The 16,363-nt window shown below is 72.9% G+C and carries 15 protein-coding genes; 5 read left to right on the plus strand and 10 right to left on the minus strand.

The features are described 5' to 3' along the window. Positions 1–64: 64 nt before the first annotated feature. The gene (locus FM112_RS06085) at positions 65–1,018 is read left to right on the plus strand and encodes an ornithine cyclodeaminase family protein (RefSeq protein WP_176386688.1); all 954 of its coding nucleotides are present in this window, start codon (positions 65–67) and stop codon (positions 1,016–1,018) included. Between the two features lie 139 nt (positions 1,019–1,157). After that, a complete protein-coding gene (locus tag FM112_RS06090; RefSeq protein WP_176386689.1) occupies positions 1,158–1,679 on the plus strand; it encodes an EVE domain-containing protein in 522 nt (173 codons plus the stop codon). Positions 1,680–1,712: 33 nt separating this feature from the next. Here the strand turns inward: FM112_RS06090 and FM112_RS06095 are convergent, their stop codons facing one another. The 3 genes from FM112_RS06095 to FM112_RS06105 all read right to left on the minus strand — a co-directional run bounded on the left by FM112_RS06095 (position 1,713) and on the right by FM112_RS06105 (position 4,131). Further along, a complete protein-coding gene (locus FM112_RS06095) occupies positions 1,713–2,252 on the minus strand; it encodes a DUF4916 domain-containing protein (RefSeq protein ID WP_087005049.1) in 540 nt (179 codons plus the stop codon). 114 nt (positions 2,253–2,366) lie between these two features. Next, positions 2,367–3,830 carry a phosphomannomutase/phosphoglucomutase gene (locus FM112_RS06100; protein ID WP_087005051.1) on the minus strand — a complete coding sequence of 488 codons (1,464 nt, stop codon included), beginning with the start codon at positions 3,828–3,830 and terminating at the stop codon, positions 2,367–2,369. A 67-nt stretch (positions 3,831–3,897) separates the two neighbouring features. Further along, positions 3,898–4,131, minus strand: coding sequence for a DUF3499 family protein (locus FM112_RS06105; protein WP_087005099.1), 234 nt, complete (start codon positions 4,129–4,131; stop codon positions 3,898–3,900). 85 nt (positions 4,132–4,216) lie between these two features. Between FM112_RS06105 and FM112_RS06110 the strand changes: the two genes are divergently transcribed. Continuing rightward, the gene (locus FM112_RS06110; RefSeq protein WP_140400584.1) at positions 4,217–4,660 is read left to right on the plus strand and encodes a hypothetical protein; all 444 of its coding nucleotides are present in this window, start codon (positions 4,217–4,219) and stop codon (positions 4,658–4,660) included. A 37-nt stretch (positions 4,661–4,697) separates the two neighbouring features. Here FM112_RS06110 and FM112_RS06115 read toward each other — a convergent pair whose 3' ends face one another. The 7 genes from FM112_RS06115 to FM112_RS06145 all read right to left on the minus strand — a co-directional run bounded on the left by FM112_RS06115 (position 4,698) and on the right by FM112_RS06145 (position 14,318). Then, positions 4,698–5,261 (minus strand): SMI1/KNR4 family protein, encoded by a 564-nt coding sequence (locus tag FM112_RS06115; protein WP_087005056.1) that lies wholly within the window; start codon positions 5,259–5,261, stop codon positions 4,698–4,700. Positions 5,262–5,368: 107 nt separating this feature from the next. Beyond that, positions 5,369–7,372 (minus strand): DUF5719 family protein, encoded by a 2,004-nt coding sequence (locus FM112_RS06120; RefSeq protein ID WP_087005059.1) that lies wholly within the window; start codon positions 7,370–7,372, stop codon positions 5,369–5,371. After that, positions 7,365–10,364, minus strand: a complete 3,000-nt coding sequence (locus tag FM112_RS06125; RefSeq protein ID WP_176386690.1) for a glycosyltransferase — start codon at positions 10,362–10,364, stop codon at positions 7,365–7,367. The genes FM112_RS06120 and FM112_RS06125 overlap by 8 nt, the downstream gene beginning before the upstream one ends. Before the next feature lie 110 nt (positions 10,365–10,474). Continuing rightward, the gene (locus tag FM112_RS06130) at positions 10,475–10,786 is read right to left on the minus strand and encodes a WhiB family transcriptional regulator (RefSeq protein WP_087005065.1); all 312 of its coding nucleotides are present in this window, start codon (positions 10,784–10,786) and stop codon (positions 10,475–10,477) included. Positions 10,787–10,987: 201 nt separating this feature from the next. Continuing rightward, positions 10,988–12,250, minus strand: a complete 1,263-nt coding sequence (manA, locus tag FM112_RS06135; protein WP_087005069.1) for a mannose-6-phosphate isomerase, class I — start codon at positions 12,248–12,250, stop codon at positions 10,988–10,990. Positions 12,251–12,396: 146 nt separating this feature from the next. Continuing rightward, entirely contained in the window at positions 12,397–13,830 is a 1,434-nt protein-coding gene (locus tag FM112_RS16795) for a hypothetical protein (RefSeq protein WP_140400585.1), read from the minus strand. Continuing rightward, complete coding sequence (locus FM112_RS06145; RefSeq protein WP_140400586.1) at positions 13,830–14,318, minus strand: hypothetical protein; 489 nt, start codon at positions 14,316–14,318, stop codon at positions 13,830–13,832. The genes FM112_RS16795 and FM112_RS06145 overlap by 1 nt, the downstream gene beginning before the upstream one ends. 252 nt (positions 14,319–14,570) lie before the next feature. On the opposite strand from FM112_RS06145, the gene FM112_RS06150 reads away from it, so the two are divergent. Both FM112_RS06150 and FM112_RS06155 read left to right on the plus strand, forming a co-directional pair. Continuing rightward, positions 14,571–16,040 (plus strand): O-antigen ligase, encoded by a 1,470-nt coding sequence (locus FM112_RS06150; RefSeq protein ID WP_176386691.1) that lies wholly within the window; start codon positions 14,571–14,573, stop codon positions 16,038–16,040. A 73-nt stretch (positions 16,041–16,113) separates the two neighbouring features. Continuing rightward, positions 16,114–16,326, plus strand: coding sequence for a glycoside hydrolase family 99-like domain-containing protein (locus FM112_RS06155; RefSeq protein ID WP_254910395.1), 213 nt, complete (start codon positions 16,114–16,116; stop codon positions 16,324–16,326). The last annotated feature ends 37 nt before the right edge of the window (positions 16,327–16,363 follow it).

A 16,363-nucleotide genomic window follows, 5' to 3' on the forward strand; every position in this document is an offset into this window, starting at 1 on the left:
CCCGCGGGGATCGCAGGCGACGCCGGTTAGGCTGACCTCGATCCGCCAACACGAAGGGCTAGCAGTGTCGCTTCCGCACATCACCACTCCGCACATCCGTACGCACGTCACCTACCGCCACGCGATCGACGCGTTGCGCCGGGCTCTGCTCGAGGACGTCGACCCCTCGCAGGACTTCCCGCGCGAGATCCTGCCGCTCCAGGACGGCAGGCAGCTGCTGTTCATGCCCTCGGAGACCTCGCGCTGGGTCGGCTCGAAGCTGATCTCGGTGAACCCGGGCAACACCCGCCGCAACATCGAGCGGGTGCAGGGCGTCTACCTGCTCATGGACGCGGAGACGACCACGCCGCGGGTGATCATCGACGGGCACGAGCTCACCTCCCTGCGAGGGGGCGCGCTGTCGGCGCTCGTCGCCGATCTGCTGCTGCCGCGGGAGCCGGAGCGGCTGCTGCTGTTCGGCTACGGCACGCAGGCGCGGTCGCACGTGCTCGCGCTCAAGGAGGTCCGCCCCACGCTCGAACGCATCGTGGTCGACGGCCGCGACGACCGCAAGGCCGAGATGTTCGCGGCGAACGCCTCCGAGCACGGCTGGTTCGCCCGCACGGGCCACGCCGTGGACCGATCGGTCACGGTGCCCGGCTCCGACGTGATCGTATGCGCGACGGGCGCGCACGAGCCGCTCTTCGACTCGGAGCACGTGCGCCCCGGCACGCTCGTGATCGCGGTGGGCTCGCACAACCGCGACCACCGCGAGGTCGACTCGGCGCTCATCGCCCGCTCCAACGTCGTCGTCGAGGACGTGGACACGGCCCTGCGCGAGGCCGGCGACATCGTCCTCGCCATCGAGGAGGGCGTGTTCGACGCCGAGCGGCTCATCCCGATGCGCGATCTGCTCACCGGCGCGCGGAGGATCGACCGCTCGAAGCCGACCGTGCTGAAGACGGTGGGCATGTCGTGGCAGGACCTCGTCGTGGCCGGCGAGATCTACGAGCGCGTGCCCAAGTCGGCGCTCCGCTGAGCTCCGCGCGGACGAGGCGGCCCCGGGATGCCGGGGCCGCCTCGCGTTTCCGCGCGCTCCGGGGGCGCCGCGGGCGCGCGGTCGCCCCGCGATGTCGCCGGAGCGGGGATACTGGAGTCACCGGCGGAAGGGGGCGCGGATGGCGATCCGGTACTGGCTGATCGTGCAGCCGCTCGACCGCGCCCGGGAGCTCGTCGAGCTCGGCGCGGCGCAGGTGCCGCGCGGGGATCGCGAGCCGCTCGATCGGATGCGCCCCGCGGACGGGGTCGTGCTGTACTGCCCCCGCACGAGCAATCCCGACGGCGAGCCGCTGCGCGCCGCGGTCCAGGCCGGCCGGGTGGTCTCCGAGGAGCCCTACCAGGCGGGCACGCCCGGGCGCTCGCCGTGGCGGGTGGACGTCGACTGGCTGCCGGAGGCGAGGATCGCGCCCATCCGACCGCTGCGCGACCTGCTGGAGCTGACCCGGAGCACGGCGTTCTGGGGCGAGCGGCTGCGGCCCGGCTGGGTCGAGCTCTCGCGCCGCGACTTCGAGATCCTCGAGGACGCGGTGCGACGGCCCGCGCCGGACCCGAGCCGGTTCATGCTGCGCGCCCTGCGGGATCGGCCGGCGGGCGAGGGTCCCGCGGATCCGGGCGCGGACCGGCCCCGCCTCATCCGCTAGCCGCGCCCCGCATCCGGGGCCCGGCGGGCGCGGCTACCAGGCCGCGACGTGGCCGATCGCCGCGCGGAGGATCTTGCCCCGCCCGCCCTCGAGCTCGTCGAGCAGGTCGGGGTCGCGCGCCTGCTCGGGGGTCACCCAGGTGACCTCGAGGGCGTCCTGGCGCGGTTCGCACTCCCCCGTCACCGGCACGAGGTACTCGAGCGCCACCGCGTGCTGGCGCTCGTCGTGCAGCTCGGTCACGGGCATCGGAGAGAACTCGGCGATCGTGAACGGGGCGAGCGAGACGGGCAGCTGGGGGAAGGCCATCGCGCCGAGGTCCTTCTCGAGGTGGCGCAGCAGCGCGCCGCGCAGGTTCTCGCCGTACTGCACCCGTCCGGAGACGAAGGTGCGGGTGATCATGCCCTCGCTGTTGGCCCGCAGCAGCAGGCCGAAGTGCTCGATCCTGCCCATGCCGTCGACGCGCACCGGGATCGCCTCGACGTAGAGGATCGGCACGCGGCGTCGGATGAGTGCGAGCTCGTCCTCGCTCATCCAGCCTGACGAGGATTCGGGGTCCGGGGTGCGCACGCTCATAGCCTCATTGTGCCGCATCCTCCCGGGCAGTTCCCCCGGCCCCGGCGGCGCGGCAGTGCGCGGCGAGGGACTGCGGAACCGCCCCCGCCGCGAACGGGGCGCGGCCCGGACCGGTCAGACCCGGATGAGGGCGAGCGCGCGGTCCCGCACCGCGGCCATCGTCGCCTCGTCCGCGGCCTCGACGTTGAGCCGCAGCAGCGGCTCGGTGTTCGAGGAGCGGATGTTCGCCCACCACCAGCCGCCCGCGCCGTCGGCGCCTTCCCCGCCGGAGACGCTGGAGAAGGTCAGCCCGTCGAACTCGTCGAGCGTCACGTCCGGGCGCGAGCCGAACTCCGCGACCAGGCGCTCGAACGCGGCCGGCGCATCCGTCACCGTCGAGTTGATCTCGCCGGAGGCCGGGTAGGGCGTGTGCCGCGCCGCGAGCGCCGACACGGGCTCGCCGCCCCCGCCCACCGCCGCGAGCACGTGCATCGCGGCGAGCATGCCGTTGTCCGCGCCCCAGAAGTCGCGGAAGTAGTAGTGGGCCGAGTGCTCGCCGCCGAACACGGCGCCGGTCGCGGCCATCTCCGCCTTGATGAGCGAGTGGCCGACGCGCGTGCGGACCGCGACGGCCCCCGCGCGCTCGATGGTCTCCGCGACGTGCCTGCTCGTCAGCAGGTTGTGGATCACGTGGATGTCGCGCTCCCCCGCCTCGGCCGCGCGGACGATCTCGCGCTCGGCGACGATCGCGCACACCGCGGAGGGCGAGACGGGGCGGCCCCGCTCGTCCACGACGAAGCAGCGGTCCGCATCGCCGTCGAAGGCCAGCCCGAGATCGGCGCCCTCCTCGACCACCCGGCGCTGCAGGTCGACGAGGTTCTTCGGGTCGAGCGGGTTGGCCTCGTGGTTGGGGAACGCGCCGTCGAGCTCGAAGTACATCGGCACGATCTCGAGGGGCAGCTTGGGCAGCTCCGCGGCCGCGCCGAGCACGGCCGGGACCGTGAGGCCGCCCATGCCGTTCGCGGCGTCCACGACGATCTTCAGCGGACGGATGGCCGAGAGGTCGACGAGCTCGCGCAGGTGGAGCGCGTACTCCGTCAGCACGTCGATGCGCCGCTCCGCGCCCTCCGCCGCCGCGGCGGGGACGCCCTCGGCGAGGTAGCGCTCGGCGCGGTCCCGGATCGCGCCGAGTCCGGTGTCGAAGGAGATGCCGCGCGCGCCCGCCCGCGAGATCTTGATGCCGTTGTACGAGGCCGGGTTGTGCGAGGCGGTGAACATCGCCGCGGCGGCGCCCCTGCTGCCCGAGACGAAGTAGTTCATGTCGGTAGAGCACAGGCCGAGGTGCACCGCGTCGGCGCCGCGCGCCCGCGCGCCGCGCGCGAAGGCGGCCGCGTAGGCGGGGCTCGAGTCCCGCATGTCGTGGCCGATGACGAGTTCCGCGCCCGCGAGCTCGAGCTCGTCGACGGCGGCGGCGCCGAGCGCCGCGACGAGCGGCTCGGTGAGGGTGTCTCCCACGAGGCCCCGGATGTCGTAGTTCTTGACCACGCTCCGCGGGTCGCCCGCTTCGGCCGGATCGGCCGGGTGAATCGCAATGTGCATAGCTGCAAACCTACCGCGAACGGAACCCCGGGCGGGTCATCCGAAGGTCGCGGCCCGCGGCGCCCCGTCAGTCGAGAGCGCGGGCGTCGCCCGCGCCCGGCGCGATCGGCGTGGGCTTGACGAGGGTCCAGCCCTCGGGCACGGTCGTGCGGCCCGCGTGCAAGGCGCACAGGTCGTAGCTGTGCGGCTCCGATCGCACGGCGAGGGGCCCGACGGCGGCCATCCGGTCCTCGTAGTCGAAGGTGAGCGTGTACTCGGCGCGCCGGGAGCACGCCACCCGGCAGCAAGGACGAGAACGCATACGCCCCACGATAGCGCGCCCGGCGCCGCGCCCCGGGCGGGAACACGGCCGGGCGAGGGGACGGCCGCGGGGGTAGGCTTGGCGGATGGTCCGTTCCCGCCGAAACCAGGGCATCCGCCGGTCTCGAGGCTCGCGCTCCCGGCACGGCCGGTCGCTGCGCTCGAGCGTGGCCGGTCCGCACCTGCCGCAGCTCACCGGGCGCATCCCCCGGTTCCACCAGGTGGTCGGCGAGACCCTCGGATTCCTCCGCGCCATGGCGCCCGACAAGATGCGCGGCGTGCGCGTCGGCGTCTCCTCGCTGCCGCCCCGCCAGGGCGAGGTCCGGCACGGCGGCGACGGCATGGCGCGCTGGCAGCTCGTCGACGACAGGACCGTCGTCGTCTACCGGGTGCCCATCGAGCGCTTCGCGCGGCTCTCGCTCTCGGACCCGCGGGATCAGATCGCCTACCGCGAGTACGTCGAGCACCTCGTCATCCACGCCGTCGACGACCTCCTCGGCGGCGGCCTCGAGGAGTTCCTCGGCCACTAGCGCGGTCGCCTGCGAAGCGGCCCGTCGGCCCATCCGCTCAGCGCTCGAGCCAGATGCCGTCGCCGTCCTCCACCCGGAAGGCGCCCGCCTCGAAGCGCTCGGCGAGGTCGCTCAGCCAGGCCGCGTACGAGGCGTACTCCGGGGCCGGGGTGAGCCCGTCCACCGGCAGGTGGATCACCTGGCCGTAGTCCCCGGCGGGGAGCGGCTCGAGATCGAGGGCGAAGCCGGACGCCTCCGCCTGGGTGAACTGCAGCCAGCCTCGGCAGTTCATGATGGGCCGGACCTTCTCCGGCTCCATCCAGTCCGCGACGTCCTCGAGGTCGTCGCCCAGGGCGTCGACCCGCATCGCGGAGTGCTCGATCATCGCCTCGGCGCTCATGAGCGTCTGGTGGTCGAACAGGTCGAGCAGGGACGTCGGGTTGTCCTGCCCGTCGTGGATCCGCAGGCTCGCCGCGAACTCCTCGGGCAGTTCGCGGCCCACGGCCTCGGCAAGCCGGTCGATCCCGGCTTCCGAGGCCGGCCCCCGCAGCGTCCGGGCGACCGCGGGCACCCGGTCGTGCAGCACTCGGTCGATGACGTCCCAGGCCCGCGCGATCTCCATGCGCGCAGTCTGGCACACGATCCCGGCGTACGCCCCGGCGCCCGCGTCGCGCGGGCCTTGCGGTGCGGACCCTGCGGCACCGCGAGAGGCCGCTCGCGGCGGGGCGGCTAGCGGACCACGCCGATGGGCTCGGCGTCGGCGTTGCCCGGCAGCACGGGGATGCTCGAGAGCTGCGCGGTGCCCGAGTAGTGGATCGTGCCCGAGAGCCCGTCCACGTTCGAGAGCGGCACGGTGCCGCCCGCGTCCACGTCCTCCGTGTACGTGCCGTGCGGCTCGATCGTGACGGCGGCGCCGTCGATCTCGATCTCGCGGGGCTCGTCTCCGGGGTTGTAGAGCGAGAGCCGCGGGTTCGGCCCCTCGGGCACCGGCACGAGCTCCTCCGAGACGAGCTCGGGCGAGGCGGGCACCCAGCCGAACTCGGCGCCGTCGAGCGGGGCGACCCGGCCCGCGAGCAGCACGGGAGCCGAGGACTCGAGCACGATCGTGTACTCCCCCTCCGGGACGTCGGCGTAGGGCAGCTCGATGATGCGCCCCGGGGCGAGCTCGAGCTCCTGGCTGTGAGCGGTGCCGTCCTCCTCGTAGGCGGTCAGCGTCGCGGTCGCCTCGGCGTCGCCGGGGTTGAGGATGCGCAGGGTGGTGCCGATGTCGGTGGGCGCGGTGGGCGACGGGTCCGGCCGGCCGTACACGAAGACGCCCGGGAGCACCTGCGTGGTGGCGGGCAGCGCCGTGGGACCGATGACCTCGACGCCCTTGGGGTCGAGGGTGTCGGTGATCGTCTCGTGCAGGAAGGCCGCGACGCTCGAGCCCGTGGACGTGACCCGGACCGCGAAGGCGTCGGAGTCCGGCGTGACGCCGGCGAGCGTCACCTGCTGGCGCTCGCCGGGCGGGACGACCGCCTCGGCCACGCCCGGCTGCACCTGGCCGTACACGTCGAAGATCTGGAAGTTCACGCGCGCGTCGGCGTTGCCCGGGTTGACGACGTCGAGCACGAGCGTGTGCCCGATCGTCGTCGCGCCGCCGAGCAGCCACTGGTTCGCGGCCGGCTGCACGCAGTTGGACGCGGCGAAGCCGGCCGTGTCGTCCGTGCTGAGCGAGACGGACTGGGAGCCGCTCACGATCGCGCTCTCGCCGTCGACCTCGCCGGGCGCCTCGACGGTCACGGGCGAGGTGTCCTCGCCGCCGAGCTCCACGGTCTCGGCGGAGCCGGGCTCGACCGCGATCGTGCGCTCCGGGGAGCCCACCGGGACCGCCTCGTCGGCGGTGTCGGCGAGTCCGAGCTGCTGCACGGCGCCGGGGCACACGCGCTGCTGCAGCCCGGCGGCGGGCGCCACGTCGACCTGCACCGCCTCGGCCCGATGCTCGGGCAGCGGCATCCAGCCGAGCGCCCACGTGCTGACCGTGAGGATGCCCACGGCGCTCAGCGCGCCGACGGTGTGGGTGAGCGCGCCGACGACGTTGCGCCTGCGCGCCTGCGCGCGCTGCCCGCGACGGGCCCGGCGCACGCGGCGCGCCATGGTCGACCCGCCGAGGCTCGTGACCTGCGCGGCGGATTCGGTGGAGGAGGTCGAGGGCTCTGGCTCGAGCACGTCCTCGGGGTCGGGCTCGGTGCCGGCCTCGCCGTCCGCCTCGCTGCCGGCCTCGGGCTCGGGCTCGGCGGCGGCTTCGTCCGCGGTCCCGGGATCCTCCGCGTCCGCGTCGTGCTCCGCACCCGGCTCGTCCGCATCCTGCCCGCCGGCCTCCGGCGCGTCGAGGCGCTCGCCCTCGGCGCCCTCCGCCGCCGGAGCCTCCTCGTCGGGCGCTTCGGCGCCGGCCGCCCCGTCCTCGGGGTCCTCCTCCGAGCGGTCCTCGTCCGCGCCATCCGGACCCTCGGCAGCCGAGCCCGCCGGGATCGGGACCGCCGGGATCGAGGCAGCGGAGTCCGCGGCCTCGTCGGCCGGGGCAGCGCCCTCGGCGGCGGACTCGCGCTCCTGCGCGTCCGCGACCCCCGCGGCCGCGCGTGCCGGCCCCTCGGCGCCGGGGGCGCCGTCCTCGACCGCGTAGGGGTCGGACTCGGGCGGGCTCAGCAGCTCGGGGTCGACCGAGAACGGCTCGTTCTGCCTCGGATCAGTCACGCTGGCCTCCTCGGGTCGCAGGCTGGATGTGCTCGCCCGTCGCCTCGGCGTAGACCTCGACGGTCTCCTGCGAGAGCGAGCCGAAGCGCTCGAGTCCCGAGGTCCCCTCCTCGGGCAGGCGCTCCCAGTTGCGCGCCCCGCGGTGCGCGCGGGTGCGCACCCGCGCCGCGATGCCGCCGGTCGGCAGCGACAGCAGCACGACGAACGCGAGCACCGCCGCCTGCACGATGAGCATGATGCGGCCGAGCTCGTTCTGCAGGTTCGTGAGGTCGAGACGCTGGGCGAGCTCGGGGTCGGTCGGCTGCTCGGCGGCGTTGACCACCTGGAAGAGGACGCCGAAGTCGCCGGTGTCGCCGGCCGCCTGCAGCGCCTCGTTCGTCGACATCTCGGTGATGAGCCGCTGCTCGAGCGCGCCGCCGCCGCTCTCGGCGGACTCGACGAGGACGAACGCGATGCCGAGCTCGTGCAGCTCCGCCGTGGGGTTGGTCGCGCCCTCCGAGAGGAATCCGACCGCGAGCTCGGCGAGCCGCTCGTCGTTCGCGGTGGGCGAGGGGTTCGTGGTCGCGAGGGTCGAGACCTCGTCGAGCTTGAGCCCGGAGCCGCGCTCGAGCCGCACCTGCATGGTGCCGTGGTCGAGCGGGGTGATCACGAGCGTGCCGAGCTGGGACGCGGCACGGCCCTGGGCGTCCACGAGCGCCGGCAGGGTGCGCCCGTCCGAGGGGTGCACGTCGGCCGTGCCCGTGAGCTGCGCCGGCGCGACGGGGATCACCACGGCGAGGGCGGCGAGCACCGCGACCGCCGACACCGGGATCCGCAGCGGACCGAGGAACGCCGCCCCGGCGATCGCGGCCGACACGAGGCCGAGATAGCCGAGGGACTGCGCCGGGCCGATCCACAGCGGCACCGGCTCGCCCGCGAAGGTGGCGAAGGCGAAGCCGCCCGCGACGCCGGCCGTGAGGAGGCCGAGCGCCGCGATGCCGAGCCCGGCGAGCGCCAGCCGCCAGCCGCGCGTGAACAGGCCGTACAGCGCGAGCAGCAGCAGCGGCGCGAGCAGCACGGCGATGAGCAGCGCGGCGGGCACGGGCAGCTCGAGCGCGTCGAGCAGCCCCGTCCAGCCGCCGAGCTCCTGGTCGGGGAAGAGCAGCGCCGCGTGCCAGCCGCGGGTCGGCTCCACGGCGACGGGCAGCGCGGGGTCGGCGAAGAACGAGAGCGGCCGGCCCCGGTTGATCTGCGTCACGGCGAGCGGCAGGAACATCGCGGCGGCCGGGATGGGCAGGAAGGACTGGCGCATCCAGCCCCGGCCCGCGAGCAGCACCGAGACGATCCAGAGCACGAGCAGCACGGGAATGAGCGAGGGCGAGCTCGCCGCGACCACGAGCGCCAGCAGCGAGCAGGCCGCGGCGGACGCCCAGCTCCGCGAGGCGGCGAAGCCCGTGAAGAACAGCCAGGGCAGCGCGACGTGCACGATGAGCCCGGTGAGCCGGCCGTCGGCGAGCGAGACGAGCAGGGTGGGCGACGCCATCCACAGCAGCGCCCCGGCGGCGCGCAGCCAGGCCCGCCGGGTGAACCGCGCCATGAGGTACCAGGCGCCCACCGCCGAGAGCGGGATCGCGAGCAGCCACAGCGCGACGACCACGAGGCTCGGCTGCCAGAACGTCACCGTGCCGAGCACGGCGAGCACGAAGGTGAAGGGATCCGAGACGCCGACGCCGCCGCCCGCGTCCCGCAGACCGTAGCCGGTGTTGCTCCACAGCTCGCCGAGCGTGGTGGACAGCGGCAGCAGCGCGCCGCCCGAGAGCACGCCGGTGCGCAGCAGCGGGAAGAGCAGCACGAGCGACACGATGACGCCGAGCAGCAGCACCCAGCCGCCGCCCCCGGTCACGAAGTTGTAGCGGTCGCGCCCCTGCTGCATGATGGCGCGGTACTCGTCGCGCCGGTTCGCCTTCATCGTGCGCCATTCGGAGGGCGAGATCAGCAGCTGCTCGAGGCTCGAGAGCGAGTGCTTGCCCGTCGCGCGGAAGCGCCGGCGCGCGGCGCCCGCCCTGGTGCGCCCGAAGAGGACGGTGAGCGCCGCGCGGAAATCGGGCAGGATGCGGCCGGGCTGCTTCCGCAGCAGATGGAGCACCGCGCGGGCGAAGGCGCCCGGCAGCAGCAGGAGCCAGCGCAGCACGAACTCGAAGCCGCCGGCCCACACGAGCCCGCGGTGCAGCGCGGCGGTGCGCTCGATGCGGTAGCGCTGCAGGGCGCGGGTGCGCCGGCCGATGCGGCTCGTGCCCGTCGCCTTCTCGGCGAGCGATTCGACGCGGGCGCCGGGGCTGAGGATGACGCGGCCGTTGCTGAGCCAGGTCCGCACGCAGAAGTCGAGCGCGTCGTCGACGGCGTCCAGGCCCGGGTCGAAGCCGCCGAGGCGCTCCCACGTGTCGCGGCGCACGAGCATCCCGCCCGCGGCCACGCCGAGCACGTCCGAGAGGTGCTCGAACTGGCCCTGGTCGAGCGCGTCCTCGTGCAGCCGCACCGACTCGCCGCTCGGCGCGATCGACTCGCCGTACTCGACGAGCACGCCGGGGTCGTCCGCGCGGACGATCTTGGGGCCCGTCACCTCGAGCGAGGGGTTCCGCTCGGTCGTGTCGAGCAGCTCCTCGAGCGCGTCCGGGTCGGGCACGTTGTCGGCGGAGAGGAACCAGAGCCAGTCGTTGGGGGCGTCGCCCTCGCCGCCGAACTCGCGGATGCGCTCGGCGTCGCCGGCGTCGACCTCCGCGAGCCGGTCCACGGCCGCCTTGAGCGCGGCGCCGAGGGACGCGCGCTCGTCCACGTTCACGAGCAGATCGGGATCGGCGGCCTCCATCACCGCGAGCGTGTCGTCCTTCGAGGCGATGTGGACGAGCACGGTGCGGTTCGGCCGCCAGGTCTGCCGTTCGAGCGCCTCGAGCGCGCGCTCGAGGGGAGCCGCGGCGTTGTGCGCGACGACGATGGCAGTAACTCTTGGTCGCATTAGTCGAATGCTAGTAATCGCGAATCGGGGCGAGCGCATTCAGATCGGCAAGCCGGAAACTGATCGACCGCGGCGGGAGGGTGTGCGTGGCGCCGGGTCGCATCGGCGGCTCAGGCCTGCTTGCGCAGCTTGCGGCGCTCGCGCTCGGAGAGGCCGCCCCAGATGCCGAAGCGCTCGTCGTTCTCGAGGGCGTACTCGAGGCATTGGCTGCGCACCTCGCAGGACTGGCAGATCTGCTTCGCGTCGCGCGTGGACCCGCCCTTCTCGGGGAAGAACGCCTCCGGGTCGGTCTGCGCGCACAGCGCGTCCGCCTGCCAGGAGAGCGGGTTGTCGTCGCCGACCTCGCCGGTCGCACCCGGAACCCCGAGTTCGAGCGGATCGACATACCAGTCGTCCGGCACCGACCGAATCAGCTTCGCCATATCACAACTCCCACGCTTTGATTCGAGCGACGTGCCCGAAACACCGATACCAATTACAACGCTGTAATTCGTCCCGCGTCAAGCCGTGAAGGCTGGAAGTCTAAACGAGGCATTGAGGGTTTCGCGGGATTCACAGGCGCGACGCGCCGAGGATTGGACAGACTTTTTCCGTCCATGTTAATAGGCCCGGAAAGGTCTCGCTCAGGCCGCCGGGCCGCTCCCCGCCGAGGCGATCACGACGTCGTCGGCGAGCACCGAGAGCGGCCCCTCCTCGGGCGTCGCGTACACCGCCTCGCCGCGGCGGAGCTGCGTTTCGCCCGCCGCGCCGCGCAGGCGTGCGCCGCCGCCCAGGCACAGGACGATCGCGGGCCCGTCGAACTCCACCCTCGCCTCCACCCGGCCGCCCGTCACCCGGTGCAGCTGGAAGTCCGGCTCCTCGCCGCGGAAGCGGATGCAGCCCTCCCCCAGCACCTCGGGCGCGAGCCGCGGATCGGGCATGGGCGTGCAGTCGAGCACGCGGAGCAGCTGGAGCGCGTCCACGTGCTTGGTGGTGAGCCCGCCGCGGAGCACGTTGTCGCTCGCGGCCATGACCTCGACCCCGACGCCGTCGAGATAGGCGTGGATCGTGCCGGCCGGCACGTAGAGCGCCTCGCCGCGCTCGAGGCGCAGCTGATTCATCAGCAGCACCGTGAGCACGCCCGCGTCCTCGGGGAACTCCGAGCGGATGCGCGCGAGGTTCTCGCGCTCGATCGCGAAGTCCGCGCCGTCGGCCGCGATCCACGCGTCCACCGCGCGGGCCGCCGCGAGCGCCTCCGGCTCCCCCGACAGCACCCACGCGACGACGCGCTGCAGCTCCTCGGGCGATGCGATCCGGGCCACCCGGTCGGCGAAGGGCGCGAAGGGCTGCCCCGCGCGTCCGGCCACCGCGGCGACGAGCCGCTTCGCGTCGGCGAACTCTCGGAAGCCGACGACCGCCGAGAACGCATCGCTCAGCGCGACGATGAGCTCGGGCTTGTGGAACGGATCGCGATAGGTGCGGTTCGGCGCCGTGCGCTCGAGCCCGGTCTGCTCCTCGTACGCGAAGCCGGCTCGGGCCTCCTCGAGCGAGGGGTGCACCTGCAGCGAGAGCGGCTTGCCCGCGGCGAGGATCTTGAGCAGGAACGGGAGCCGGGGGCCGTCGCCCTCGCGGAAGCCCGAGGCGAAGGGTCCGAGTGTCGCCGCCGGGTCCGCGGCGATCCAGCGGGCGAGGTCGGCGCCGCGCTCGCCGGGCTCGACGAGCCTGGAGGGCGAGCCGTGGTGCGCGCCGAACCAGATCTCGGCCTGGCGCGGCGGCTCCTCGCCGCGCTCCTTCGCCGCGCGCCATTCGGGGTCGACCAGCGCGCCCTCGTCCCCGAGGCATTCGCCCAGGGCGCCCCGCGCGCCCCAGGCATAGCGAAGCGGCGTGTTCTCAATCGCGACAAACATCCTTGTGAGGGTATCCCGTTCCGGTGGCGCCCCGCCTCATCCGTTCGGGGCGGGATGGACGGAGCAGCGCCCCTCGAAGGGATGACTTCGAGGGGCGCTGCTCCTTACTTAATTAAGAGGTGCGGTTCGGCAATGCCGGGCCGCGCTCAGGCCTGCTTGCGGTGGGCGACCAGGGCCGCCGCGCCGAGCACCGCGAGCGCCGCCACGCCGCCGACCAGGACCACGAGCTGCGCTGCGCCGGTCTGGGCCAGCACGCCTCCGTCCTCGCCCGCCTCGCTGCTCTCCCCGCCGCCGTTGTTCGGGATGACGGTGAGCGAGTTCGATTCCTCGTCGCTCTCGTCGTCCGAATCGTTCTTCGGCGGGATCACGGTGAGCGGGTCGTGCGTCGCCGCTCCGGTCTCCGAGGCGGAGTCGGCCTCCCCGCCCCGCTCGTTCTGCGGGATGCCGGAGGCGGCCTCCTCGGTCTCCGGAGCCTCCTCGGCCTCGCCGGAGCCCTGCGCGGTCTCCTCAGAGTCCTCCGATCCGGCTTCATCGGCGTCTTCGGGCGGCGTCGAGCCCTCGGAGGAGCCGCCGCTCTCGTTCTGTGGCCCCACGCCCCAAGTCGGCTCCGGCGTCTCCTCCGTCGGCTTGGGATCGACCGTCTCGGTCGGCGCCGGCGTCTCGGTGGGCGTCGGAGTCGGGGTCGGCGTCGGCTTCGGGGTCTCCGTCGGCTTCGGCGTCTCGGTGGGCGTCGGAGTCGGCGTAGGCGTGGGCGTCGCCGTCGGGGTGGGCGTCGGCGCCGTCTCGGTCGAGCCGAACCAGTCGGTGTAGATGCGCCAGAAGTTGCGGTTGCCGTACGAGGAGCAGTTGTCGCCCGTGCCGTACAGGTTGTCGAGCGCGGCCAGGTTGGGCGTGTACGGGGTGTAGATGTAGAGCGAGGCGGTGGCCTGGTTCTCGATGTACACGGTCGTGCGGCCGCACGAGGAGTTCGGGTGGTACAGGATGCTGTTGTTCCTGCCCGCCGCGTACGCCCAGTCGTTCGGGCTCTGCGCGTAGCGCTGGAGCTGCGCGGAGGCGTTGTAGAGCTGGTTGAACAGGCCCGCGTACTCGGGGGCGCACCAGCCCGGACGGCTCGGGTCGTCGGGGCAGTAGTACCCCATCGCGCGGTCGTACCGCCACGCGTCGGGGTTCGCCATCGAGACGAGCGAGGTCTCCTTCTCGAGCATCACGAGCAGGACCTTGGGCGAGATGCCGCAGGACTCCGCGACGTTCGCGATGACCTCGGCAGCGGTCTCGTCGTTGCGGCCGGTGTAGCCGTCGCACCGCGGCGTGGACTCCTGCGAGGTCGTGTCGAGGGTGTAGTCCTTGAGGCAGTTCGAGGTGCAGTTCGCGCCCTTCTCCTCGAGGAAGTCCTGGATCTCGGCCGCGGTCATCGCGTCCGAGTCGTAGAAGAGCTCATCGGTGATGAGCATGCCCGGGTCGAAGTCCGCGGCATCGGCGGCCTGCGCCGAGGGCGCGCTGCCGAGGGACGCGAAGCCGACGCCGACGGCGAGCGCGACCGCGCCGCCGATCCCGAAGAGCGCCTTGATACCGGTGCGCATCAGATCGTCTCCGCGGTGAAGGCCTCGGAGGCGCCCGCGAGCGCATCGTCGCTGAAGCTCACGACGACGTCCCATTCGGGGCCGGCGCCCTCGAGCAGGGTGGTCGGGCACACGGTGGACTGCGCGTCGGGGACCGCGTCCACGGTCGTCTCGACGCTGTCCTCGCCGTCGGGGCTCGTCGCGGTGATCGTGCACACGCCCTCCCCGATGTGGTCGGTCACGATCGAGCGCACCTCGATTGCCCCGGAGGCCTCGTCGTAGTCGGCGGCGATGACGACCACGTTGACGTCCTGATCCTGCGCGGCCTGGTCCTCCTCGGCCTCGGCGGTCGGCTCCGCCGCCTCGGTCTCGGGCGCTTCCGGCTCGGCGGACTCGTCCCCGGGCCCGGTTCCCGAGCATCCCGCGAGGACGAGCGCGGAGGCGAGCAGCGTGCCCGCCACCGCCATGACCGGCCTCGTTCGCTTCAGCAATACGGTCGGTTTCGTCATGATCTTCCCCTTTAAGCGGCGTGTCGCCACGGCAAACAACACAAGTCACAGTAATAACATTTGTCCCGATTGTCACGGCGAGGAGGCATTCTGCGCCATTTCCCGGCTCGGACAACGGCGTGTCGGATTGACTCGAACCCGCGAGATCCCCGACCAACGGAGGAGTTGTCACAGTCCAGTTGCGATCTACGCTTGGCGACGCGACCCCTTCCCCGATCGGACAGAATGAAACGCATGCCTTCCCCACGACCAGTGCCTGCAGCGACCGGGCGCAGCCCCTGGCAGGGGTCCCAGCACATCACCACCGACCGGCAGCCCTTCACCCCCACCATGGTGCTGCTCGTCGGGACGCTGGTCGTGCTCTTCGCGGGCGACCTGTTCCGCTACACGATCGGATGGACCGGGTACGGCATCCTCGTGGCCGCCGTGGTCGTGCTGATCGTCATCCGCTTCGTCCGCGAGCGCCCGCCGCTCCGGCTCCGGCATCTGCCGTCGGGGCTGCTCGTCTTCCTGCTGTGGTGCGCGCTCACGGTCATCTGGTCGCGCTACGCCCTCGAGTCCGCCGCGGCCAGCCTGATCCAGATCGTCACCGCGTTCGCCGGGCTCACGATGGCCGTGACGCTCACGCGCTTCCAGTTCCTCCGCGCGTTCGGATGCGCGATGCGCCTGCTCGTCGCCGGCTCGCTGCTCTTCGAGCTCCTCGTCGCAGTCTTCCGCCCGGGCGGCATCCTGCCCCCGACGTACTACCGCCCCGGCGTGCTGGAGGGACTGCTCGGCACCGAGGACATCCCGCATCCGCTCCCCGGCGGGTTCTACTGGAGCCACGCCGATCTCTTCTCGGGCGGCCCGCTGCAGGGCGTCATGGGCAACCGGAACCTCCTCGCGATGGTGGCGCTGCTCGCGCTCATCGTCACGCTCGGCCAGCTCTTCGACCGGAGCATCGGGCGCATCCACGGCGTCGTCGGCGTGCTGCTCGCCGCCGCGGGCATCCTGCTCACCAAGTCGGCGACGGTCTACGTCGCCACGGCCTTCGTGCTGTTCGCCCTCGTCCTGGTGTTCCTCGGCCGGCGCCTCGCGCGGCGCGGCCGCTGGATCATGTACGCGGTCGTCGGCGCGGGGCTCGCGGTGGGCAGCTACATCGCGCTCGCCTACAACGAGCAGATCTTCGCGATGCTCAACCGCTCCTCCGACATGTCCGGCCGCGGCGACATCTGGCGCGCCGTGATCGAGTTCGGCTCGCAGTCCCCCGTGGTCGGCATGGGCTGGATCAGCTACTGGGCGCCCTGGCTGCCCGAGTTCCACAACCTCGCGATCGTCGAGGGCATGCCCTACCACCAGGCGCACAACGCGTTCCTCGACGTGTGGATGCAGACCGGGTTCATCGGCCTCGCCGTCTTCATCGGCCTCGCCTTCACGACCTTCATCCGCACGTGGTGGATCGCGATCGACCGCGAGGACACGCCCATCGTCTCCGCCTCGACCGGCTCGGGGCAGGGGCACCCCGCCGGCCTCACCGCCGTGCCCTTCCTCATCATGGTCGCGCTCGTGGTGCAGGGCATGACGGAATCGCGCCTGCTCATCGAGGGCGGCTGGTTCCTGCTCACCTACTTCGCGATCTACTCGAAGCTGCGGATGCAGGACACCTCGGTGCTGCCCCGGCAGACCCGGCCGGACCACACGGGCCCGATCCGCATCATCGTCGACCCCCGCCGCGACCCGTAGCCGCCGAGCGCACTGCGCTCCCCGGCTCTGCGGTCCTCCGCAACGTGCCGGCAGTGCACCCGAATCCGCCAGAATCCGGCGGGGCATCCGGATCCTGGCGGGGTTCGGCTGCCTGGACGACCGGCGCTGGCTGCGGGCCTGCGTGGAGGCGGTGGCCGACCGCGACGAGGAGCATCGCATCGTGATCGTCAACGCGTGGAACGAGTGGGCCGAGGCCGCGGTGCTCGAGCCCACGCAGCGCTGGGGATCGACCTACCTCAAGGCCACCCGCGCCGCGCTCCTCTAGACCAGTCTCTTATACACATCACCGCGCCCCCGAGCCG

This window comes from Gulosibacter sp. 10, from assembly GCF_900163695.1.
Lineage (GTDB): Bacteria > Actinomycetota > Actinomycetes > Actinomycetales > Microbacteriaceae > Gulosibacter.